General features: G+C 59.8%; 17 protein-coding genes and 1 pseudogene. 13 read left to right on the top strand and 5 right to left on the bottom strand.

The genetic code is table 11. The annotated features are described in order from the left end of the window. Positions 1 to 5 precede the first annotated feature (5 nt). From ACIPQ1_RS12975 to ACIPQ1_RS12990, 4 genes are all read left to right on the top strand, one after another. Positions 6 to 944: a LysR substrate-binding domain-containing protein gene (locus ACIPQ1_RS12975; protein ID WP_411385029.1), complete on the top strand. Its 939-nt coding sequence runs from the start codon at positions 6 to 8 to the stop codon at positions 942 to 944. A 139-nt stretch (positions 945 to 1,083) separates the two neighbouring features. Beyond that, positions 1,084 to 2,340, top strand: a complete 1,257-nt coding sequence (locus ACIPQ1_RS12980) for an aromatic ring-hydroxylating oxygenase subunit alpha (protein ID WP_446534241.1) — start codon at positions 1,084 to 1,086, stop codon at positions 2,338 to 2,340. A gap of 9 nt (positions 2,341 to 2,349) precedes the next feature. Then, positions 2,350 to 3,486, top strand: a complete 1,137-nt coding sequence (locus tag ACIPQ1_RS12985; protein ID WP_446534242.1) for an FAD-binding oxidoreductase — start codon at positions 2,350 to 2,352, stop codon at positions 3,484 to 3,486. 83 nt (positions 3,487 to 3,569) lie between these two features. Then, positions 3,570 to 4,484, top strand: coding sequence for a LysR substrate-binding domain-containing protein (locus ACIPQ1_RS12990; RefSeq protein ID WP_186731011.1), 915 nt, complete (start codon positions 3,570 to 3,572; stop codon positions 4,482 to 4,484). A gap of 13 nt (positions 4,485 to 4,497) precedes the next feature. On the opposite strand, the gene ACIPQ1_RS12995 is transcribed toward ACIPQ1_RS12990, so the two are convergent. Next, complete coding sequence (locus ACIPQ1_RS12995; protein ID WP_053121459.1) at positions 4,498 to 4,938, bottom strand: hotdog fold domain-containing protein; 441 nt, start codon at positions 4,936 to 4,938, stop codon at positions 4,498 to 4,500. A 163-nt stretch (positions 4,939 to 5,101) separates the two neighbouring features. Between ACIPQ1_RS12995 and ACIPQ1_RS13000 the strand changes: the two genes are divergently transcribed. From ACIPQ1_RS13000 to ACIPQ1_RS13010, 3 genes are all read left to right on the top strand, one after another. Further along, positions 5,102 to 5,734, top strand: coding sequence for a TetR/AcrR family transcriptional regulator (locus tag ACIPQ1_RS13000; RefSeq protein WP_250962185.1), 633 nt, complete (start codon positions 5,102 to 5,104; stop codon positions 5,732 to 5,734). A 290-nt stretch (positions 5,735 to 6,024) separates the two neighbouring features. Further along, positions 6,025 to 6,903: a glycosyltransferase family 2 protein gene (locus tag ACIPQ1_RS13005; protein WP_250962186.1), complete on the top strand. Its 879-nt coding sequence runs from the start codon at positions 6,025 to 6,027 to the stop codon at positions 6,901 to 6,903. After that, positions 6,904 to 7,755, top strand: a complete 852-nt coding sequence (locus tag ACIPQ1_RS13010) for an NAD-dependent epimerase/dehydratase family protein (RefSeq protein ID WP_446534243.1) — start codon at positions 6,904 to 6,906, stop codon at positions 7,753 to 7,755. It abuts the gene before it with no gap. Positions 7,756 to 8,175: 420 nt separating this feature from the next. On the opposite strand, the gene ACIPQ1_RS13015 is transcribed toward ACIPQ1_RS13010, so the two are convergent. From ACIPQ1_RS13015 to ACIPQ1_RS13030, 4 genes and pseudogenes are all read right to left on the bottom strand, one after another. Further along, complete coding sequence (locus ACIPQ1_RS13015; RefSeq protein ID WP_446534244.1) at positions 8,176 to 10,329, bottom strand: glycosyltransferase; 2,154 nt, start codon at positions 10,327 to 10,329, stop codon at positions 8,176 to 8,178. Then, a complete protein-coding gene (locus ACIPQ1_RS13020) occupies positions 10,322 to 11,008 on the bottom strand; it encodes a 2OG-Fe(II) oxygenase (protein ID WP_250962189.1) in 687 nt (228 codons plus the stop codon). Before ACIPQ1_RS13020 ends, ACIPQ1_RS13015 begins: the two co-directional genes overlap by 8 nt. Further along, complete coding sequence (locus ACIPQ1_RS13025) at positions 11,002 to 12,522, bottom strand: polysaccharide pyruvyl transferase family protein (RefSeq protein WP_446534274.1); 1,521 nt, start codon at positions 12,520 to 12,522, stop codon at positions 11,002 to 11,004. The genes ACIPQ1_RS13020 and ACIPQ1_RS13025 overlap by 7 nt, the downstream gene beginning before the upstream one ends. Beyond that, positions 12,502 to 13,725, bottom strand: a pseudogene (locus ACIPQ1_RS13030) (ABC transporter ATP-binding protein); the annotation flags it as partial. The gene ACIPQ1_RS13025 and the pseudogene ACIPQ1_RS13030, both read right to left, overlap by 21 nt. A 186-nt stretch (positions 13,726 to 13,911) precedes the next feature. On the opposite strand from ACIPQ1_RS13030, the gene ACIPQ1_RS13035 reads away from it, so the two are divergent. From ACIPQ1_RS13035 to ACIPQ1_RS13060, 6 genes are all read left to right on the top strand, one after another. Next, positions 13,912 to 14,730 carry an ABC transporter permease gene (locus ACIPQ1_RS13035; RefSeq protein WP_446534245.1) on the top strand — a complete coding sequence of 273 codons (819 nt, stop codon included), beginning with the start codon at positions 13,912 to 13,914 and terminating at the stop codon, positions 14,728 to 14,730. A gap of 66 nt (positions 14,731 to 14,796) precedes the next feature. Next, positions 14,797 to 17,316, top strand: a complete 2,520-nt coding sequence (locus ACIPQ1_RS13040; RefSeq protein ID WP_446534246.1) for a glycosyltransferase — start codon at positions 14,797 to 14,799, stop codon at positions 17,314 to 17,316. 357 nt (positions 17,317 to 17,673) lie between these two features. Continuing rightward, positions 17,674 to 19,983, top strand: coding sequence for a phospholipid carrier-dependent glycosyltransferase (locus tag ACIPQ1_RS13045; protein ID WP_446534247.1), 2,310 nt, complete (start codon positions 17,674 to 17,676; stop codon positions 19,981 to 19,983). Positions 19,984 to 19,995: 12 nt separating this feature from the next. Next, entirely contained in the window at positions 19,996 to 21,018 is a 1,023-nt protein-coding gene (locus ACIPQ1_RS13050; RefSeq protein ID WP_411385037.1) for a glycosyltransferase family 2 protein, read from the top strand. A 92-nt stretch (positions 21,019 to 21,110) separates the two neighbouring features. Then, positions 21,111 to 21,797 (top strand): class I SAM-dependent methyltransferase, encoded by a 687-nt coding sequence (locus ACIPQ1_RS13055; protein WP_446534248.1) that lies wholly within the window; start codon positions 21,111 to 21,113, stop codon positions 21,795 to 21,797. Then, positions 21,794 to 22,201, top strand: a complete 408-nt coding sequence (locus ACIPQ1_RS13060) for a GtrA family protein (protein WP_446534249.1) — start codon at positions 21,794 to 21,796, stop codon at positions 22,199 to 22,201. The genes ACIPQ1_RS13055 and ACIPQ1_RS13060 overlap by 4 nt, the downstream gene beginning before the upstream one ends. Position 22,202 lies beyond the last annotated feature (1 nt).

The raw sequence follows: 22,202 nt of genomic DNA on the forward strand, positions 1-22,202 counted from the left end.
CTTCTATGCAACCCAGCGATATCGATAAAAAGGTCAAGGGCTATCGGCGGCTGATACCGTCGATGACGGCGCTGCTGGAGTTCGAGGCGGTGGCGCGGCTGGCGAGCTTCACCCTGGCGGCCCAGGAACTGGGCGTGACCCAGGCGGCCGTCAGCAAACAGATCCGTTTGTTGGAAGAGACCCTGGAGACCAAGCTGTTCCATCGGCTTCATCGAGCGATCAAGCTGACTCATGAAGGTTATGTCCTGCACCTGGTCGTCGCGGAGTCCATACACCGCATGGCCAGTGTCTTCGACAAGATTGCCGAGGGTATTGGTGAGCAGGAGATCACCATCGCCTGCACCGAGGCGTTTTCGCACTTGCGAATACTCCCCAGGTTGACCGCGCTACGCACCCTGCAACCCAAGCTGAAATTGCGCTTGCTGACGCAGCAGGTCTCGCCCAGTTCATATCGCGATGACGTCGACCTGGCCATCCGTTTCGGCAATGGAAAATGGGAGGACGGAAGCTCGATTTTCCTCTTTGATGAAGAAGTCTTTCCCGTGTGTTCGCCGGCCTGGCTGGCCGCCAATCCGGCCCCTTCCTCCATTGCCGATTTCCTGGACACGGCGCTGATTGACTCCGATTCCACCCTGGAAGGCTGGATGACCTGGAACCGTTGGTGCCGGGAACTCGGTGATATGCGCCCCAAGCTCAGTTATTCATTTCGCTGCAGTTCCTACAACGATGCGATCCAGGCGGCCATGCAGGGCCACGGCATTGCACTGGGCTGGAGCCGGCTGATCGCGCACCGACTCAACAGCGGTGAGCTGATCAGAATCACGCCCTATGGGGTCAAGCCAAAAGACGCTTATTACCTGGTCATTCCAAGCGGTCGAAAACGTGAGTCCATCACCCAGGCACTGATCGACTGGCTGAGCGATGACAGCTACCTAAACCACTGATTATCAAGACGTTAAAGACCACTTCCAGGCATAACGCAAAGTTATGCGAACGTGAAAATAAAGCGCGTTGACGGTCTTATTGCACCTTCCCAAACTGTACTTGCCGCCTGATCAACCTTGAGTTTGAGCGAGACCCATAATGACTATCAATGCCGTGAAAACCCATCGTGCACTTCTGACCGACCGCACTCCCGGCCATGGCATGCCGGGTGGTTTGTTTGGTCGCCAGGATGTTTTTGAAACCGACGTCGAGATCTTTTTCACCCAGCATTGGATTCTGGTGGGGGTCACCAGCGACGTCCCCGAACCCGGTGATGTCTCCACCCTCGATATCGGCAAGTCATCCATCCTCCTGGTGCGCGACGATGACGAGCAGGTGCAGGCCTTTCGCAATGTCTGCCGGCACCGCGGGGCTCGCTTGAAGCAGGCCGGCAAGTCGACGGTGGGCATGCTGGTCTGCCCCTACCACCAGTGGACGTATGACCTCGACGGCAGCCTGAAACATGCAGCGCACATGGGGCAGGCCTTCGACCCTAAATGCAAAAGCCTGATTCCCGTGCACACTCGGGTTGTCGGCACCCATGTCTTCGTTTGCCTGGGCGACGAACCACCAGAAGACATCCAGTACCTTGATCAGGTCATGACACCGCGTTTCGCTCAATATGACATCGCCCGTTCAAAAATCGCCTTCGAATCGGAAATCATCGAGAACGGCAATTGGAAACTGGTGATCGAGAATAACCGCGAGTGTTATCACTGCGCAGCCACCCACCCGGAATTGACCGCCTCGTTCCTGCCCGAAGATTTCGGTTTCTGCACCGATGGCCTGGGGGAGGACTCACTCCAGGCGCTGGCGGAGTATCACCGCCGCAATGCCGAGACCAAGGCCAACTGGGAGCGCGAAGGTTATATCTGCGACGCCGTCGAACATCTAGGTGAAGACGTCGTGACCCAGTTCCGCTCGCAGCGGCTGGCCATTGCCGGCAACGGCGAATCCCAGACCCTGGACACCCGTGTGGCGTGCACCCGGCTGTTCGGCGACCTCACCCGCCGCGACTTGGGCGACATGCATTTCTGGACCCACAACTCGTGGACCCATGTCATGAGCGACCACGCCGTGGTTTCCTACATCATTCCGTTGGCGCCCGACAAGACTCTGGTGCGCAGCAAATGGCTGGTCCATGCCGATGCCGTCGAAGGCGTCGATTACCACCTGGATAAGCTGACCGAAGTCTGGGTCGCGACCAACCTGCAGGACGCCAGCCTCGTCGGCATCACCCACAGCGGCACCCAGGATCCGGCCTACACCCCCGGGCCGTTCTCGGCCTTTACCGAAACCTATGTCGACCAGTTCTCGCGCTGGTACGCGGCGCGCCTCGCCGCCCACGGCGTGTGAGGAATGAACATGACGACTTACGAACACCTGACGCGCCCTGGAAACGCCAGCGCGGTCCAGCGTTTCACCGACCCGACCACCTGGGGCACGTTCGGTGCGCAGTGGCACAGCGGCGAGCAGAAAATCCTGCAATGCTGCGCCGTACGCCAGGAGACCCACGATGTCAGGACGTTCATTTTTCGCTGTGCGGACTTCAGCGCCCTTAGTTTCGAGCCCGGTCAATTCATCACGATCTCGCCGGTCGTTGGCGGGCAAACCATTGCCCGCTGCTACACCCTGTCGTCTTCCCCGACCCGGCCCTTTGCATTTTCCATCACCGTCAAGCGCGTACCGGGGGGCGTGGTGTCGAACTGGCTGCATGACCACCTCAAGGCCGGCGATAGCCTGAAGGCGTCCGGCCCAGCAGGTAGCTTTACGCCGGTCGGCCATCCGGCCAACAAGTTGTTGTACCTGTCCGCCGGCTCCGGCGTGACGCCGTTGATGTCGATGACCCGGGCCGCATGCGACATGGCTGGCAACCTCGACATCGTATTCGTGCACAGCGCCCGCACGCCCACCGACATCATCTTCCACGGGGAATTGACGCGCATGCAGGCGGCCATGACGGGGCTGCGGGTCATCAGTATTTGCGAAGGGCTTGGCGACGCCCCTCAATGGCAGCAACCGATAGGCCGGCTCGACTTGTCGTTGCTGAGCCAGCAAGTGCCGGACTACAAGGAGCGGGAGATCTTCACCTGCGGTCCCCAGGGGTACATGGAAGCGGTCAAGTCGCTGCTCAGGGAAGCAGCGTTCGATTTCGCCCACTACCATCAGGAAAGCTTCGACATTGCCGCACTGAATGAGCAACCGTTGATCGAGCAGGCCGCTTCGCTCGATCGGCCAGCCGAGTTCACCGTGACCCTGTCGCGCTCCGGCAAGACATTCAGCATGGCGGCCAATCACACCGTGCTGTCCGCCGCCAAGAAAGCCGGCGCCATCGTGCCCTCCTCCTGCAGCCAGGGCGTGTGTGGTACCTGCAAGACCGCCCTGCTCCAAGGCACGGTGGACATGAATCACAACGGCGGCATCCGGCAGCGGGAAATCGACAAGGGCCTGCGTTTGCTGTGCTGCAGCAAGCCCACTTCCGACCTGGTGCTTGATCTTTAGCCGTTCCTCGCTAATTAGGTAGTCACTGCACGCCGGCTTCTGCACAATCTCTGTGCGCCTAACATTAATAAGACTGAAGCCTGATGAAACTGCAACCCTTGCCGCCACTCAACAGCCTGGTGGCGTTCGAGGCCGCCGCCCGCCACTTGAGCTTCACCATGGCGGCACGGGAACTGAACGTCACCCAAGGCGCCATCAGCCGCCAGGTACGCTTGCTCGAAGATTATCTGGGCACGGCACTGTTCACCCGCACGACCCGGGAAATCAACCTCACCGCCACCGGCAGCCAGTATTATGAAAGCGTGCGCGACACGCTGCAGCACATCGCCCAGGCCACCGCGGGCATACGCCATTGGCAAGGTGCGCAGCAAGTCACGGTGGTCACCAGCACGGCGATGGCGTCGCTATGGCTGCTGCCGCTGGTGTCGCAGTTCCAGCGCCAGAACGAGGAGATTGACCTGCGCATCATCGCGACGGATCAAGTCAGTGATTTTTCCCGGCTCGACTGTGACCTGGCGCTGTATTACTGCAGCACGCCGCCAAAAAACATGAAAGTCACGCCGCTGTTCAACGAGGAGATTTTCCCGGTGTGCAGCCCCGCTTATCTGGCGCAACACCCGGAAATCGAGACACTGGAGCAATTGGGTGGATGCACCTGGTTGTGGCTGGAAGACCAGCACAGCGACTGGATTGGCTGGAAAGAATGGTTCCAGCGTCTTGGCTACCCAGCGCCAGAACCTCGACGGCGCATCAATATCAACAGCTACGCCATGCTGATCCAATCAGCCCTGGCCGGGCAAGGGATCGCCCTGGCGTGGTCGGGCCTGCTCAGCAATCACCTGCAAACCGGCAACCTGGTGCGGCCAACGCACGCCATCCTGCGCACCGACGCGCAGTTCTGCCTGCTGGAACCCCAAGGCCGGGCCCCGAACAGACAAAGCGTCAACCGCTTCCGCCAGTGGCTGATGGCCCATCTGGCAGAAACGGTCGACGCTTGATGGGCCGGGCGATCTAGCCGATTTTCACGTTCATGGTGATGCGCGCCGTGAAGACCTTTACCCCCGCCTCGTCGAAGATCTCGACCGGGACAATCTTGTCGCCCGAAGTCTGCCAGTCGATGTCGCTGCCGTCGGCAATCGCGTGGATGGAGGTCTTGGCCTTGGCCAGGTATTCGACAGTCATGCCTTTGGGAATCCAGCGAGCGCCGCTGGGGATGGACACCTCGGTCATCATGCCGCCGGCCAGCTCTGCCGCGTTACACAGTGCGATGGCGTGAACGGACGCCAGGTGATTGGTGATTTCCTTGCGAAACGGCACCTTCACTTCGCCGCGACCGGGGGCCAACACCGAAATTTCCGGGTTGATGGTGCCGAAGTACGGGGCCATCTGGCAGGCCATATTGCTGAACGCGGACGGACCGACGCTTTGGTACATGCTGAGAGTCTGGCTCATGGGGTATCTCTGGTCAGGTGGGCTGGAGTCATGAACAGAACATTACTCGATTACAGAATTATGCTCTGTTACAGAACAATATTCTGTAATCTGCCACGCTGTCAATCGCTCGTGCCAAGCCTTCGTTTCAATTAACATGGCCCCTTTTTGCCCGGGCCGAAAAATGGAACCTGTCGATCTCCTCGAGCGCTGTTACCCAGGGCGTCGTGCCGAGTCCAAGCGGCATATCCTTCGATGTGCCTTGGCACTGTTCAATCAACAGGGCATAGAAGCGACCACCATCGATATCATCCGTGGCGAAAGCGAGATGAGCGTGGGGGCCATTTATCACCATTTCGAGAACAAGGAAGGTTTGGTCGCGGCGTTGTACATGACCGCCCTGGACGATCAGGCACGGCTCAGGGACAGCTACCTTGGTGCTGTCGCGTCGACCCGGGAGTGGGTGCATGCCCTGGTGTTCAGCTACGTGGATTGGGTGGTCAGCCAACCCGATTGGGCACGGTTCCAGTACCAGGCGCGCTTTGCGGTCGCGCGCAGCAGCTTCAACGAGCGGCTCGCCGAGGCGAATCTGGCCAGGAACGCCGAACTGAAGAAATGGTTCAGTGACCCGGCCCACCGGCAGGATCTGCAGGACCTGCCTTTCGAGCTGATCCCGTCACTGATCATCGGCTCGGCGGAAAGCTACTGTCGCGCCTGGCTCTCTGGCCGCGTCAAACGCAGCCCTGAAGGCTACCGGCAGCAGTTGGCCGAGGCCGCTTGGCGTGCCGTTGGCATGCACGCCGGCACCTCGTCCTGAAGGTTCTGAGCCCCCCGAACAGATTCATTGCATAGCGGCCCAGCCCTAGTGGCCTGTGTGGCTAATTCGTGCACTCGAATTAACCGTACAGGCCACTAGTTGCGCGCCGTCGGCATGGCGCGATGGCCGAAACTGGTCGATGGCCGCGAACCTGCTATCTTTGAAACAAACCTGAGTAGTTGCGATCCCATACGTATCCAGGTTTGTACAGGGAGTAACGAAGTTTGGAAGCAGTGGAACTGCTCGCTGTTGATGAATGGGCACCATCATGTCTACGTGGCGATTGTGATGTGATCATCGTCAACTACAACGCCGGTGAGCTTTTGCTGGCGAGTGTAGGGTCGGCGTTTGCCGCCGGGGCCTCCCGCGTGATCGTGGTGGATAACAACTCCCACGATGACAGCCTGGTGCAGTTGGAGCGAATCCACCCTGCCGGCGACTCGCTTCAGATCGTCCGCAATACCGCCAACCTCGGCTTTGCCGTGGCGTGCAATCAAGGTGCTCGCCTGTCTGCGGCCCCCAACGTTTTTTTCTTGAACCCGGACACCGAACTGGCCGCCAATGCCATGGACCGCATGCTGCAGGCACTGCGCAGCTCGCCCGAAATCGGCATGGTCGGAGGTTTCCTGTGCAATCCGGACGGCAGCGAGCAAGCCGGTGGACGCCGGGTGTTTCCAACGCCCAGACGCGCCTTCATGCGAGCTTTCGGGCTTTCGCGACTCTCGACGCTTTTCCCATCGCTGTTATCCGATTTTTTATTGCATAAGGAACCGCTACCCAGCGCCCCCACTGTCGTTGAAGCCATCTCCGGAGCTTGCATGCTGGTCAAGCGTGAAGCGATCGAGAGCGTCGGGCTGTGGGACGAAGACTATTTCCTTCATTGCGAGGACCTGGACTGGTGCATGCGCTTCCATCAGGCCGGCTGGCGCGTACTGTTCGTGCCGGATGCCCGGGTGATGCATGTGTTCGGCGGTTGCAGTCGTGATCGACCTTATTTCGTCGAATGGCACAAACACTTGGGGTTCCTGCGTTTCTATCGCAAGTTTTTCCGTCGTAAATACCCTGCCGTCCTGTGGATCAGCGTGGTGATCGGGGTCTGGTTTCGATTCAGCCTGGTGGTCCTTCGCCACGCCACCACCCGGCTTAAGCATGCATGGGACCTTCGATAATTGCGGCTAGGCGTATTGGGCGGCACCAGCCTCCTGGGCGAGCGCGCCCTGCCATTGCTGGCCCATGCCGGTCACTCGACGAGCGCCTTTGCCCGAAGCCTGCCCAGCGTGTCCTGCCCCGGGGTCACCTGGCGAAAGGCTGACGACTGGCACGGACTGGCGCTGGACACCTTCCTGTCATTCGCGCCCCTCTGGGTGCTACCCGACTACCTGGAGCGCCTTGCCGGCACCCAGGTCAAACGTGTTGTCGCCCTCTCATCCACCAGCCGTTTCGGAAAGCACGCATCGCCCGACGCTCGGGAAAGGGACGTGGCGCAACGCTTGATACGTGCAGAAGAACAGCTTGAGCAGTGGGCGGTCGAACGGCAAATCGAATGGGTAATCCTGCGACCGACCCTGATCTATGGTTTTGGCCGCGACAAGAATATTTCGGAAATCGCGCGGTTCATTCAACGCTTCGGATTTTTCCCACTGATCGGAGGCGGCACCGGGTTGCGCCAGCCGGTGCATGGGGATGACGTCATCCGGGCGTGCCTTTCCGCCGTGAGCACGCCTGACCTGCCTAGTGGCGCCTACAACCTCTCGGGGGGAGAGATCCTGTCTTATCACACCATGGTCAGGCGTATTTTCCAGGCCATGGGACGCCCGGAGCGAACACTGCCCCTCCCTGCCCCGGTATTGAGCCGGGCCGTTTCGATCATGCGCTGCCTGCCACGCTACCGACATCTTTCCAGCGCGCTGGTGGCGCGGATGAATGAGGATCTGGTGTTCGATCATTCCCACGCCAGTGATCGACTTGGCTTTGCGCCCAGGGCGTTTCAACTGATGGATGAGGACTTGCCTGGGCGCTGAGGCGGCTGACGGCGGTGGGTCAGCTGCCGGGATGTTGAGTTGACGGGGCCCATCGCGAGCAAGCTCGCTCCCACAAGGGTATCTGTGGTGCATGCAATACCTGGAACACCTCAAAAAACGGTGGGAGCGAGCTTGCTCGCGATGGCGGAGGGTCAGTTTGCGGTGATGTTGAATACCCACAAGGTTTTTTGGGTACTGCACGACCCTGTGGCGAGGGAGCGTGCTCCCGCTGGGGCGCGTAGCGGCCCCAAAAAAACGATGAGCGCTGCGCACTCAAGCGGGAGCAAGCTCCCTCGCCACAAAAACTATCCAGCCATCACGCCACAGATTGATCAACGGTAAACCCTGTGGGAGCGAGCTTGCTCGCGATGGCGGCGTGACCGTCGACGAGGATGTTGAAGGTGATGGCCCTGTGGCGGCTTAACCCTTCTCCCCCAGCTCGCTGCGGTGAACATGGGCTTGCCAAGCGCCCCATTTGCTTTCGAAGTACGCCTGGTTCTTGTCCCAGAGGGCCTGGTACTCGCCACTGGCGATCAGCTTCCTGAACGAGGCCTGCCCGTAGTGATGGATAAACGCATCTTCGGCGCAGACCGTCCGATATCCGGCCGCCTGCACGCGACGGCTGTAGTCGTCGTCCTCGAACATCCCGATCCCGAATGCCTCATCCAGATACCCCACCTCTTCGAGGACGCTGCGGCGAAAGGCAACACAAAACATCGCCAGCATCGAGATATCGAATGAGCGTCCCTTGCGGGTTTCGGTGTAGCGGTCTGCAAAGTCTTGCATCTGTTGAATGTCGGTATAGGAAACCTCGATTTTCGCTTCGTTGCCGACCGCATTCGTGACCGGCCCGACCAAGCCGATACTCGGATCCCGCACATGCCTGACCAGCGGGTCCAGCCAGCCGCCAGGCACGACCGTGTCGTTGTTGAGCAGCAGCAGCACGTCACCATCGGCTTCGCGCAAACCCTGGTTGTTCGCCGCGGCAAAGCCCCGGTTGTCCGGGTTCAGGATGATCTTCGCGCTCGGCACCGCTTGGCGCAGGCGTTCAAGATAATCACCTGTCCCATCGTCCGAGCCATTGTCGACAACAATGAGCTCGTAATGGGGCCAGGTGGTGTTACGCAGAATGCTGTTGACGCATTGAATGGTCAGGTTGAGGTTGTTGTACGTCACGAGCACGATGGAGACTTTTTCGTACAGGCCGACGATAGCCAGGTGCATGCTATTGAAGCGATCCTTCCAATCATTGGCCCGGGCCAGCTCCACGCGCCGTTTGTACAGGACCAGGTCGCGTTCGGCCAAGGCACGCTCGATCTGCTCGAGGAACTCATCGACCCCGGTGGCGAAGTACAGCAGGTCTTTATAGATGCTCATCTCCGTCAGTGGCGTAGAGATCACCGGCTTGCCTGCGCTGATGTACTCGTAGAACTTCACCGGATCAACCGCATGCGTCACGTTGTAGAGCCTGAAGGGAATCAGGCAGGCATCGAAATGATCCAGGTAAAGCGGCATTTGCGAGTACGGCTTGTGGCCCAACAGCTGCACATTGGGCTTGTGCTCGAGACCCGTCAGATCCTCGACGAAAATGTCCCCCACCAGGACGAAGTTCCACGCTGGCCGCCGGTCCGCCAGCGCCGCCAGCAAGGGATAATCAAGCCACTGGGCCAGGGCACCGTAGTAACCAATGACAGGCCCGACAAGCCCGCTCAACACATCATTGGTAAAACAGTGCTGCCGGAAAAAAGCGAAATCCACCGCGTTTCGGACCAACACACAGCGTGGGTTGTAGGCACACCATTTTTCGTAAAGCAACGCGGCGGAAACGGTCACCAGGTCGGCCTGGGCAATCAGGGTCTTTTCCTCGCTCAGCAACTGTTCGCCGATGTTCGGAAAGCCATCCCAGTCATCCATGCAGTCATAGTGAATGCGCCAGCCGTGCATGGCGCGCAGGCTGAGTGCCACCGGGCTCCAGTAGGCGATATGCACCACCGAGAGGGCGGTCCTGATCTGCATGTCGGCAACCAACGCAGCCAAGGCTCGCAGCAAGGCTTGATGATTCTGAGGCGTCACGGTCTTTTCGTAATACGCCTCTTGCGCGTCGCGCTGCAAGGCCACTTCAAAGACATTGGGCGCCACCGACGCCAATCGATAAAGCTGCCCCTGCTCCGGCACAACGGAGGGGACGATGTAAAACACCCGATAACCATTGTTCGCAAACTGGCTCATCAACTGCTGCGGTCGCTGAAAGCGCGCGGCCCACTCGATGTTGGCGAAGCAGAGAATATCCAGGCGTCCTTTCGTCGCAAAATCAGGTTCCACCGCAACGTTTGGCAACGGCTCCGGTGCTGCCGGGTAGACGATTGCCGCGGCCGTTTCGGGGAATTCCCGGGTGGCGGCAAAACCATAACGCATCACACGGAACAGTGAACGCAGGGGACGGGTGAAACGCCACGAACGGGTGTTTTGCAGGAAGTCGACTTTCGCCAGGGCGATATCGCGCTCGTTGATGGCCGCATCCCGTTGAGCCAAGGCGGCATCGCGGTCGATCAAGGCGCTGTCGAGTTTAAGCACGTGGGTACCCATGCAGCGGCGTGCTGTCACCCGGCGGCCACAGGGAACTAACGGAGCCCGGCCGGTAGAACGTCGCCGTCAGGCTGCGGCGGGAAGATTGGCAGCCACTCACCACGGGAGTGACGGCATGCCAGGAATGGTCCGAGCGCACCAGGATCGCCGAATTGCCCACCAACGGCTCGATCTCGGCCGCCACGGCGGTGGGATCGTTGCGGTGCAGGATGGTCAGGCAGCCGCCGTCGTTGCGGTCCCAGGACTCATTGAAATACAGGATATGGGTGACCAGTTTGTCGGGCAGGTCCGGATGGGCTCCCAGGCTCGCACCGGGGCCGTAATGAAAGACGTTGACCTCCATCGGCACACTGCGCAGATCGATCCCGCTCAGCTCCGACATGGCCTCTCGATAGGCGGCCGAGCCGAGGTCCTGTGCCAGTCGCAACCACGCCTCGCTCAGTTCTTCGGGAAACGCGATGGTAGGGGTGCCCATGCTTACCAGGGCCCGCGCCTCATAGTCATAGTTTTTCTCGCCACCGTAACCACTCACCGTCTTGAAGTGATCGTGAGGAAAGGTTGCCGCCAACGCGGCGGCATCCTCGGTCGAATACAGATTGCCGATTTCAGCCCATGAGAACGGATGGGCCTTTAGCGCCGCTGGCGTGAGACGAGAGAGATCTAGCATTGTCGGTTCTTGTTCGCTGTCAGGTTTCGGATACCACGGGCGATGGAACGCAGTGGTGCGGTCATTCGGAATGAATTGGAGTTCTGCAACTCAAGCATCCTGGCGTCACTGAGGGCCAGTTGCTGGCTGAGCTGGACAATCCGTTGCTGCTGGACGAGCTCCTGCGCCGCAAGGCTTTGTGCCGGTTCGATGCTGGCCGGCTCTGGCACGACAGGGCTTGCCGGCCGTTCAGTCGACACGGGGTCACGGCCCTCGGCTGCGGCTTCAAGCAGATTGGGCAGATGCTGTAGAAACGCTCCCAACACCGGCTGGGACGCTGTTTTACCCTGGCGAATGATCGCCGCGACCCGGTCCCAATGCTCGACCAACTGATCCGCCGCCGCACGCGCCGCGGGCGATGGACAGGTCTTGCCCACGCGGGCGAGCAACCATTGCGGATCGATCGTCGCCACGTCCGGCAAGGCGTGGAGCGAGTCGAACCCCGCCAGCGCCGTGTATTTGCCCGTGGTCAGGTCCGCCGAGCAAAACACCGGGACGCCAAACGCCAAAGCGGTGATCGCCAGGTGGTAGCTATGGCCGATGACCGCTTGGGCCTGGCTGAGAATTTCCGCCATCAGCAATGGCTCTGGCCAGAACGACAAGGTAACGGCCCCCGGCAGGCGCCCGGCAATGACCGACGGATCGTCCCCAAGGACGGGGCCAATCGGCACCACCAGGAACTGATAGCCCTGGAATGCCTCGGCGTGGTCTTCGAACAGTTTTATAAAGGATTCCACCACGTGAATGGCGTGGATCACGATGTAGGGCCCGGTCAGCCCGGCCTGTTCGCGCAGGCCAATGAACTCGGCCGAGGGTTGCTGCTCATCGATCAGGCGGGGCAAGCCAAACGCGGTATCGGGCAGCACTTCGATCTCGGCCTGTTGAGCCAGCGCGGCGAGGGTATCGCGCGACAGTGCATCTCGCACGCGCACGTACTGGCTCTGCTCAAGGGTCATTTTCAATAGCGGCCTGGCCCAGTCGGGAATATCGTTGCAATGCATCCCGGGGGCATTCCACATGACCGGGACCGCGTGTTGCAGCGCGATGAGCGCAGGGGTCAGCCAATAACCGGTGGGGTGGTGGATATCGGCGGTTGTCGGACCATAGCCGTGGGCAACGACTTTATCGAAGCGGATCAGGAAACCACCGCCAATCAAGACCCCATCCAGGCTCGCCGCGACACGGGGCAACTCCGTCAGCGATGTCACCGCATAAGGCCATTGCGGTCGGGTTTTCCCGTGGTAGGAAAACCGATGCAGGTTGACAGAACCCAAGCGCCGGGTCAGCTCCGCCTCGGCGATGATCGGAAACAGCAGATCACCGTAGTTTTCCACGTCAAAGGTGCCGAATATGGCGACCTGCCACGTGCGCGTGTCCGGGTGCTCCGTCAAAACCTGTTCTCCTTGAGCGGCGCAGACCTTGGGAGGTGGTTCAACCGGTCGAGGGTCGATCCGCTGCAACCCCAGGTCAACCATGCCCAAGAAGCTCTTGTGGTTCGGCAGCATGTCGAACGCCAAGGGCGCGACCTGCTTTTCGATCAGTTGCGAGGTGTCTTCCGTCGCGCCGTGCAACAGCTTGAGGGTGACATGATAGCGCCCCTCGGCGAGGTTGGCCGGGAAGCGCACCGTGATCGCCGCACGCCGCCAGCCGTTTTCGGGCGGGCTGGGTTGCAGTGCGAAGTTGCCCCCGCCGATCACCAGCAGCCTGGCCTCCTGGATAGTGAAGCTGATGTTCGGTTGCGTGATCGATTCATGCAGCAACGCCTCGACGCGAATCTCGATATCGTCGCCATACAGGTAGCTGGACGAAAGTTGCTGGGTATTGGTGAAGCAGGCAGCACTGATGTGCCCCTCTTCGGTCCCGAAGGCCATACCCTCCTGCCTGCCCATGAATGACTTGCGCGTCACCGGTATCACGCCACCACTGGCCCAGCGACGTTGCTCGTCCCGCATGTCGAGCAAGTGCAGCTCGGCCATTTCATCGGGCGAGCCGCTGGCCACGACCCGGCCTGCGCGCAGGTAGATGACCCGGTGGCAGAAGCGCTTGACCATGCTCATGTCATGGGAGACGAACAGCAGCGTCGTGCCTTTGGCAGCCAGTTCTTCCAGCCGGTTCAGGCATTTGAATTGAAAAGAGGCATCGCCAACGGATAGGGCCTCGTCGACGATCAGGATCTCCGGCTCGACACAGACCGAAACGGCGAAGGCCAACCGTACCAGCATCCCGCTGGAATAGATCTTGGTGGGCTGGTCGATGAAGTCGCCGATATTGGCGAAGGCGATGATGTCATCGAAACGAGCGTCGATTTCCGAGCGATCCAAGCCCAGCACCGCCGCATTCACATAGACGTTTTCGCGACCGGTGAACTCCGGGTTGAAACCGGACCCCAGCTCGAGCAACGCCGCAATCCGACCATTGCCCTGGACGCTGCCCCGGGTCGGCATCAACGTCCCGCAGATCAGTTGCAACAAGGTGGATTTGCCGCTGCCGTTACGGCCGATGATACCGACGGTCTCCCCCCTTGCGATGGTCAGCGAAACATCGTCCAAGGCCCAGAACTCGCGATAGAAACGCTTCCTGCCGCGCACCAGCATCTGCAATAGACGGTCCTTGGGCGCATCATAAATCTGGTAACACTTGCTCAGGTTTTCGGCACGAATGGCCACTTCAAACGACATCGACAAAACCCTTCCATGAATCACGGCCATTATTGCGGCGCTACTCAATCAGTCCTTCGCTGGGAACTGCGGATGAGTTAAGCACAGATGGGGAAAAAAACTTCGAATGAACCTGCACGTGGTCTACCCTCCAATGAGGACGCGACACAGGGAGCATCCGAATATTGCCTTAAGGATCAAGCACCAATGCAGTCGTTCAGCACGTCCCCCACCGCCATGATCAAGAGTGTCCTGGTCAATCGAATCCTGATCTACGTATTGATCCGCAGAGAAGTCATCGGGCGCTACAAGGGTTCGATGCTCGGCGTCTTGTGGTCGTTCTTCACTCCGGTTTTCATGCTGGTGGTCTACACCTTCGTGTTCAGTGTCGTCTTCAAGGCCCGCTGGTCGGGCGGCGGTGAATCCAAGAGCGAATTCGCCCTGGTACTGTTCGCGGGCCTGTTGGTCTTCAACCTGTTTTCCGAATGCGTGAGCCGTGCGCCGGGCCTGGTGCTGGCCAATACCAACTACGTCAAGAAGATCGTGTTCCCACTGGAAACCCTGCCCCTGGTGTCGCTCGGCGCAGCGCTGTTCCACATGGCGGTCAGCGTCCTGGCCTGGCTGATCTTTTATGTCGTCCTGTTCGGAACGCCACCGATAACGGCCCTTCTATTGCCATTGGTGCTTTTTCCCTTGGTGCTGATGACGCTGGGTCTCTCCTGGTTTCTCGCCTCGATCAGCGTCTACCTGCGTGATATCGGCCAGTTCATCGGCATCATCATCACGGCGATGCTGTTTCTCTCGCCGATTTTCTATCCGCTCTCGACGCTTCCGCAGAGCTATCAGGCCGCGTTGCAGGCAAACCCACTAACGCTGCCGGTGGAAATGGTTCGCGATGTGCTGTTCTGGGGCCGGCCGCCGCAATGGACCTATCTGGCGGCTTATTCGGCCATTTCCGTGCTGATTGCCTGCGCCGGGTTTGCCTGGTTCCAGCGGACCCGCAAAGGCTTTGCCGACGTTATATGACATTGTTGCGTGGCGCCCCGCTCAGCACCCGCTATGCTGATTCATGCCACGGCTGGAGCCTGGCTGGTGACTGACGCACACATCAATCCTGAAGACCGAGTGTGCGTCGCCGTATTGACCAAAGGACCAGAAAACCGCATGGACCAGATCAACCGTCTTGTTGATTGCATTGACCAACTGACTCGCTCAACACAATCCAGAACCATTGAAACCTTGCAGTTGGTCAAGGAAATCGAGAATCGAGATCGGCTTATCGAACAACTGAACCTTGGTTCGAAAGCGCTTCGCACCCGTCTGTCGCTCCAAGAAGGCAAGACCGGGCGACTGCGCGAGCAACTGCGGGTGGCCGAACAGCGCCTCAAGGACGCCGAGGCATTAATCCAGGCCAAGGAAAAAGAGGCTGTCGTGCTTTCCGATTGGGCGGTGGATCTGCGTGCCCAACTGGCGGCCAAGCAAGCCGAGCTGTTCAAGCTTTCCGACTGGGGCAACGCCATCGAACGTGCACCGCTGCGTTATTCGATACGCAAGCAGTTGTATAAATTATCGCGCCAGGTCTACGCCTGGTTGCCACTCACCGCACAGCAGAAAAGCAAGCTGGCGCGTCGGCTTCGAAGTTGGTTGAAACCCGGCAAGGCAACACCGGGCGAATCATCGGCAGACGCCAGTTCTGCGCTGCAATCTCTGCCACCGCCGGTAAACCTTGCAGTACCGTCCAGCCTCGGGCAGCCCACGATCCTGATGTTCGGCGTGATCGATTGGCACTTTCGCATCCAACGCCCACAAAACCTGGCAAAGGAACTGGCCCGGGCCGGACAAACGACTTTTTATATCTCGAACAATTTCATCGACGACGAGGCCCCCGGCTTCGAAGCAGAGCCCTTGGAAGGCTCCAACCGGCTGTTCCAGATCCGTTTCAAGGTGCTCGGTGCACCGGCCATTTATCATGCCCCGCCGTCAGCGGCCGCGATCCGCCAGTTGTGCGAAGGCCTGGCCATGCTCCTGCAATCGGCGAACGTCAACGCGGCGGATTGCATTGTCCAGCACGCCTACTGGTTCCCGCTGGCCAGGCGAGTGCCAAACGCCACGCTGGTCTATGACTGCATGGATCACCACGAAGGCTTCGGCAACGTGGCCCAGGAACTGCTCGACCTGGAAATCGCCCTGATGCGCCGGGCTGATCTGCTGGTGGCGACATCCGACTGGATCGAACAACACGGCAAGCGGGAAAACCGCAACGTTGAGGTGATCCGCAACGCCTGCGAGTTCAGTTTCTTCAGCCGACGTCCCGACAAGGTCTACCGGGCCCCCGGCAACAGAAAGATCATCGGTTACTACGGCGTCATTGCCGAATGGTTCGACCTGGACTTGGTCAAGCGGGTCGCCCAGTCCTTCCCGCAGCACCTGATCCTGTTGATCGGCAGTGATATCGTCCAGGCAAAAAGACACTTCAAGGCCTTCCCGAATGTGGTCCTGGAGGGTGAAGTCCCGTATGCCTCCCTGCCTTACTACCTTCACGCCATGGACGTTTGCCTGCTTCCGTTCAAGGTCATGCCGTTGACCCTCGCCACCAACCCGGTCAAGGTCTATGAATACCTGAGCGCGGGGAAACCGGTGGTGTCGGTGAAACTGCCGGAGTTGAGCCAGTTTGGCAAACTGGTCTGGGCGGTTGAAGAGCCGACTGAGTTCATCTCGACCCTGCGCAGCGTCCTGGGCGCACTGCCGGAGGACAGCGCCACGCTGGCGGCCCGTCAATCGTTCGCCCGGGGCCAGACCTGGCAGCATCGGGCCGCCAGCCTGCGCGAGGCCATTGCAACCTTGCCCGTGCCCAAAGTCAGCGTCGTGGTGTTGACCTACAACAACCTCGAACTGACCAAGGCCTGCCTCGACAGCCTGTTGACCCAGAGCCAGTACCCGAACCTTGAAATCATCGTCGTCGATAACCACTCCAGCGACCAGACCCCGGCGTTCCTCACTGCCTGGGCCGACGGCCATCCAGACCGGATCGTGATCCTCAACCAGGACAACAAAGGATTCGCCGCCGGCAACAACCTGGGCCTCGCCGCGGCCAGCGGCGACTACCTGGTTATCCTGAACAACGACACGGTCGTCACCGCCGGCTGGATCAAAGGCTTGATCCGCCACCTGCAAGACCACAAGGAGATCGGCATCATTGGCCCGATCACCAACAACATCGGCAATGAGGCCAAAGTCAGCACCCGCTATGAACGGATAGAAGACATGCCCGCCGAAGCCGCGCAAATGACCCGCGCCCGCATGGGCGAATGGTTCGAGATCAACACCCTGGCGTTTTTCTGCGTGATGTTCCCGCGCTCGACCTACGAGCAGATCGGTGGCCTGTGCGAAGAGTACGGCCTCGGGTTTTTCGAGGATGACGACTATTGCCGCCGCATACAGCGTCGTGGCATGCGCGCGGCCTGTGCCGAAGATGTTTTCGTTCATCACCACCTGTCCGCCTCGTTCAACACCTTGGGCGCCAGGAAAAAACAGGCACTTTTCGAAAAGAACCGGGCGATCTACGAAAGCAAGTGGGGATCCTGGGTCCCGCACACGTACCGAGACGCCTGAACGTCCTTCGCATGCAACGCTATTTACTCAAGGGAACAGATGAATGTGTGGCGAGGGAGCTTGCTCCCGCTGGGCCTGTAGGAGCTGTCGAGCGAAGCGAGGCTGCGATCTTTCCCCGGACACTTGAATCCCAAGTGAAAGATCAAAAGATCGCAGGCTTCGCCAGCTCCTACAGAGCCCAGCGGGAGCAAGCTCCCTCGCCACGAATCTTTGGTTTGCCTTAATGGACAGTGTTGTCCCTTTAGCCGAGACGATATTTTGCCCAGATTCAGCCTCAAATATGCAGTAGTGCTGTTGGTTCTGCTGGTAAGTGCGGTGGTCGGTGTATACGGTTTTTCGACGCTTGAACTGGCGTCCATGAACAGCAGTAGCCGGACGATATTGCTGTCAGTGGCAGTTCTCGCCGTCCTCACCGTCTTCACTCGCAAGCCACCGCTCATGCTTTGCCTGGGTTTACTGGCGTGCCTGGCCGTTGCCTGCGCGCAAGCTTGGCCGGTGATAGTGGTCGTAGTCTTCGCCCTGTCTGCCACGGTGCTCGGCAGGTGGATGCTCGGGCAAGCAGCCTCTGCCGATTGGAGTGTCCATCTGCTGGTAGGTGCCGGTACGTTCGGTACGCTAACGGGCCTGGCCGCGTATTGGCCGATCAACTACCCCTGGCTATATGGCGCGATGCTGTCGCTGCCGCTGCTACTGGGGCACAAGCACGTCACCGGGTTATGGCGTGAACTGCCGCGGCACATCCAGGCCACCCGCTCAGCACAAACACCCCTCCAGACCGGGCTTGACGTCCTGATCGGAGGCTTTGCCTGCCTTTACGTGCTGGTCGCCTTCATGCCGGAGGTCGGGCATGACGCGTTGGCCATGCACCTGTTCGTCCCCTCACACCTGGCCCAGCGACATCAATGGTCGTTCGATGCCAGCACCTATGTGTGGGCTGTCATGCCCATGCTGGCCGACTGGATCTACAGCATTGTCTATATGCTGGCTGGCGAAACGGCCGCGCGCCTGAGCAACAGCGCCTTCACCTTGCTGCTGGCGTGGCAGATCCGCAACATGACCCTCTGGGCCGGAGGCTCTGCCACCAGTGCCCGCTGGGCAAGCCTGATCTTTTTGTCGACACCCCTCGCCTTCGCCGAAAGCAGCAGCCTGCATATCGAGTCGGCGTGGACCGCCTTCATGCTGGCCGGCACCCTGGCGATCCTGAAGGTCGCAAGCTTCACGCCGGATCCCAGGGAACGCCTGTCGCAACTGCTCCTGGCCGGCGTCCTGCTGGGCTTCGCCCTGGCGACCAAGGCCGTGACGCTGAGCGTCCTGCCGGTCCTGCTGGTGATCCTGCTGGTGCAATTCAAGGCCTGGGTTGTGCCAGGCATCGTCAAGACGCTCCTGCTGGGCAGTGCCGGCCTGATACTGGCCGGTGCCACTCCCTACCTCTGCGCCGGGTTCTTGACCGGCAACCCGGTGTTCCCGTTTTTCAACGCCATCTTCCATTCGCCGCTCTGGCCCGACATCAATTTCGAACCGCCGGCCTCGTTCGGTACCGGGATGACCTGGGATACCCTCTATCGAATGGTCTTCAAGTCGCCCCAGTTCATCGAAGGGCGCGTCGGTGCGGCCGGCTTCCAGTGGCTGTTGCTGCCCACGGCCGCCGTCGCCGTGCTGTTGAGCGGCAACAAAAAAGCCCTGTGCATTCTCCTGGTTGGCGCCGGCGCGATGTTCACGACGTTCCACTCAACGGCCTACCTGCGTTATGTGTTCCCGTCCTTCGCGCTGTTTTCGGTGATCCTGGCCCTGCCCTTCTCCGACGCCAGGGTTTTCCCCCGCAGCCTCGCCATCGTCGCCGGTGCCCTGCTGGTCCTGGCCAATACCCGTTTCATTCAGGCCGCGACTTATTACGGCGACATCAGCCCCTCGGCACTGTTGAGCCAGGCAGGTCGGGAGGCCTATCTATTGCAACGCCTGCCTATCCGGAAAATGGTCGACACTGCCAACGCCTTGAATAGCGGTGATCAGCCCGTGGCGGTCTTTGCGTCGCCGCTGATGGCCGGTTTGCACGGCGATGCCCTTTACGCATCCTGGTACAACCTGAAGTGGAAAAACGAATTCGATGCGGCGGCCTCACCCTCGGCGCTCACCCAGCGCTTGCGCCAGCGTCAGGTGAGCTGGCTGGTGATCGACCTCAAATCCCTTCCCCAGGCGCCTCTCGATCGGCTGCTCGCTGTGTCCACGTCGTATGCCAGATTGGGTGACCTGGACCTGCGCAAACTCAACGTCACGCACGATGAACGCCTGCTCAACCCGGAGCTGTCCAGCCTCGAAGGCTGGAGCCTGACGTCACCCTCGGCGTATGACGCGGCGCGCAAGATCCTGACCGTCAACGTCAACACACCGGCCACGCAGCGGGTCGAAGTGACACCGGGACTGACGTACATCAACAGCGTGTCCGCACGCTGCGCAACAACGGCCACCACCGGCAGAATCCAGGCCAATTGGATGGACGACCAAGGCGATTTCATCACCGCCAGCATCGAGACATTTGACTGCACCACGCAATGGGAGACCCATGAAATGAGCGTCGTTGCCCCTGCAAATGCCACGTCCGCGATCATCTATGCGTCCGGGCATACCGACACTCCCGTGGCATTCAGGTCACTTTCATTCAGGCAATAGTGGGCGATATCGATGAACTCAAAAACCGAGCTTTTCACGGATGAACAGCGAGTCGCCGTCGTCATCCCCAGCTATCGGGTCACCGCGCACATTGTCGGCGTCATCGACGCCATAGGGCCGGAGGTCTGGCGCATCTATGTCATCGACGATGCCTGCCCGGACGGATCAGGCGGGCATGTCCAGGCCTCCTGTAACGACTCCCGGGTCAAAGTGCTGCCCCATGACGTCAACAAAGGCGTCGGTGGTGCGGTCATGACCGGCTATCGGGCAGCCCTCGCCGACGGTGCCAGTATCATCGTCAAAGTCGACGGGGATGGTCAGATGGATCCGACGCTGATCCCGCTGTTCATCGAGCCGATCCTGGCGGGTGAAGCCGACTACACCAAGGGCAATCGATTTTTCAATCTGGAAGAAGTGCAATCGATGCCGCGGCTGCGCCTGTTCGGCAACGCCGTGTTATCGCTGATGGCCAAACTGTCGACGGGTTACTGGGATCTGTTCGACCCTACCAATGGCTACACGGCGATCCACCGTGACGTCGCCCGGCTGCTACCCCTGGACAAGGTCAGCCAGCGCTATTTTTTCGAGACCGACATTCTGTTCCGCCTGAACACGGTGCGCGCCGTCGTGGTGGACATTCCCATGGAGGCCCGCTACGGCGACGAAGTCAGCCACCTCAAGATTTCGAAGATCGTGGGCGAATTCCTTTTCAAGCACCTGCGCAATTTCACCAAGCGCGTGCTCTACAACTACTATTTACGCGACATGTCCCTGGCGTCGATCGAGCTGCCGATCGGCATTCTGATGTTGTTGTTCGGCGTCTTCTTCGGCAGCTATCACTGGTATGAGTCGGCGCAGAATAGCGTCGCGACGCCCGCCGGTACCGTGATGCTCAGCGCCCTGCCCATGCTCATGGGGTTGCAGTTGATCATGGCGTTCCTCGGTTACGACATCGCCTCGGTACCCAGCAGGCCACGGCAATCCAGGCGCGGTAAAGCAACGTCATTGCGGGAAGAAAACTCATCAAAGCGCTAAGGGATTTTTTATCGGACCCGTCGCTCAAGGCATTGGATGTCGATGGCCTTGAACGCCTCGCACTTCACGGCAAAGTGCTTGAACGCAAGCGAATGCTGCGTGAAGTCTTCGTGGAGTTTCACCACGGGTTTCATCGCCTGGCAGACCGCTACTTCAAGGTCGAAGGCCTTGAGGTGGAGTTGGGGGCGGGCATCGCGCCCATGCGCGATTCGTACCCAGAAGTATTGGCCACGGACATTGTCGCCACCGAGCAACTGGACATGGCGCTCAATGCCGAAGCAATGAGCCTGGACGATCATTCGGTCAGGGCCTTTTATGGCCAGAACTGTTTTCATCACTTTCCTCACCCCGAGCAATTTTTCACGGAGCTGGAAAGAACGCTCAAGGTCGGCGGCGGCGCCATTTTGATCGAGCCCTTTCACGGACCCTTTGCCGCTTTTCTCTATAAACGCCTGTTCAAGTCCGAAGGCTTCGACATGCACTTCCCGTCTTGGGAGACACCCTCGACCGGCCCCATGAACGGCGCCAACCAGGCCCTCAGCTACATCGTCTTCGTGCGCGACAGACAGGCGTTCGAGCGCAAGCACCCAGGCCTGGAAATCGTCCACCAGGAAATCTGCGGCAACTATCTGCGCTACCTGGTTTCCGGCGGCCTGAACTTTCGCCAGTTGTTGCCTGACGCGCTGATCCCCGTGCTCAAGGTCGTGGAAAAACTGCTGCATCCGATGAGGCGACTGTTGGCACTGCATCACATCGTGGTGATCCGGAGGACGTCTTGACCTTTATCCGCTATGGCGCCATCCAGGTCATGGCCTATGCATTGGACATGGGTGCCTTTTTGCTGTTGATCGCGCTATTCGGGGGTCACCCCATCCTGGCCAACATTGCCGGCAAAGGCGTGGCCGGGGTGTTCGCGTTCTTTTTGCATCGACACTTCACGTTCCAGTCGACCCATGGCAGCAGCAAGGCGCAAGCGCTGCGTTATTTCTCGTTGCTCGCCATCAATATCCCGGTCGCTTCGGCGCTGTTCAGCGTGGGGCTGTATGTCGTCGACAGCCCTGCCCCGGTGAAATTTGCCTGCGACGTGATCTGCGTGGCCCTGACCTACTGGATCAGCAAACTGTTCGTGTTTCATTCCACTACGCCCCCGCCGGTCCCCACTGACCGAGCCGAAGGCGCATGAC

The sequence above is a fragment of the Pseudomonas sp. LARHCG127 genome (genome assembly GCF_052871455.1).

Bases quoted from the DNA above. Each gene is read 5' to 3' on its own strand.
- ACIPQ1_RS13050 (WP_411385037.1), top strand. From the start codon at position 19,996: ATGAACTCAAAAACCGAGCTTTTCACGGATGAACAGCGAGTCGCCGTC.
- ACIPQ1_RS13025 (WP_446534274.1), bottom strand. From the start codon at position 12,522: ATGGTTGACCTGGGGTTGCAGCGGATCGACCCTCGACCGGTTGAACCA.
- ACIPQ1_RS13055 (WP_446534248.1), top strand. From the start codon at position 21,111: ATGCTGCGTGAAGTCTTCGTGGAGTTTCACCACGGGTTTCATCGCCTG.
- ACIPQ1_RS12980 (WP_446534241.1), top strand. From the start codon at position 1,084: ATGACTATCAATGCCGTGAAAACCCATCGTGCACTTCTGACCGACCGC.
- ACIPQ1_RS13035 (WP_446534245.1), top strand. From the start codon at position 13,912: ATGCAGTCGTTCAGCACGTCCCCCACCGCCATGATCAAGAGTGTCCTG.
- ACIPQ1_RS12990 (WP_186731011.1), top strand. From the start codon at position 3,570: ATGAAACTGCAACCCTTGCCGCCACTCAACAGCCTGGTGGCGTTCGAG.
- ACIPQ1_RS13000 (WP_250962185.1), top strand. From the start codon at position 5,102: ATGGAACCTGTCGATCTCCTCGAGCGCTGTTACCCAGGGCGTCGTGCC.
- ACIPQ1_RS12975 (WP_411385029.1), top strand. From the start codon at position 6: ATGCAACCCAGCGATATCGATAAAAAGGTCAAGGGCTATCGGCGGCTG.
- ACIPQ1_RS13045 (WP_446534247.1), top strand. From the start codon at position 17,674: ATGAACAGCAGTAGCCGGACGATATTGCTGTCAGTGGCAGTTCTCGCC.
- ACIPQ1_RS12985 (WP_446534242.1), top strand. From the start codon at position 2,350: ATGACGACTTACGAACACCTGACGCGCCCTGGAAACGCCAGCGCGGTC.
- ACIPQ1_RS13020 (WP_250962189.1), bottom strand. From the start codon at position 11,008: ATGCTAGATCTCTCTCGTCTCACGCCAGCGGCGCTAAAGGCCCATCCG.
- ACIPQ1_RS12995 (WP_053121459.1), bottom strand. From the start codon at position 4,938: ATGAGCCAGACTCTCAGCATGTACCAAAGCGTCGGTCCGTCCGCGTTC.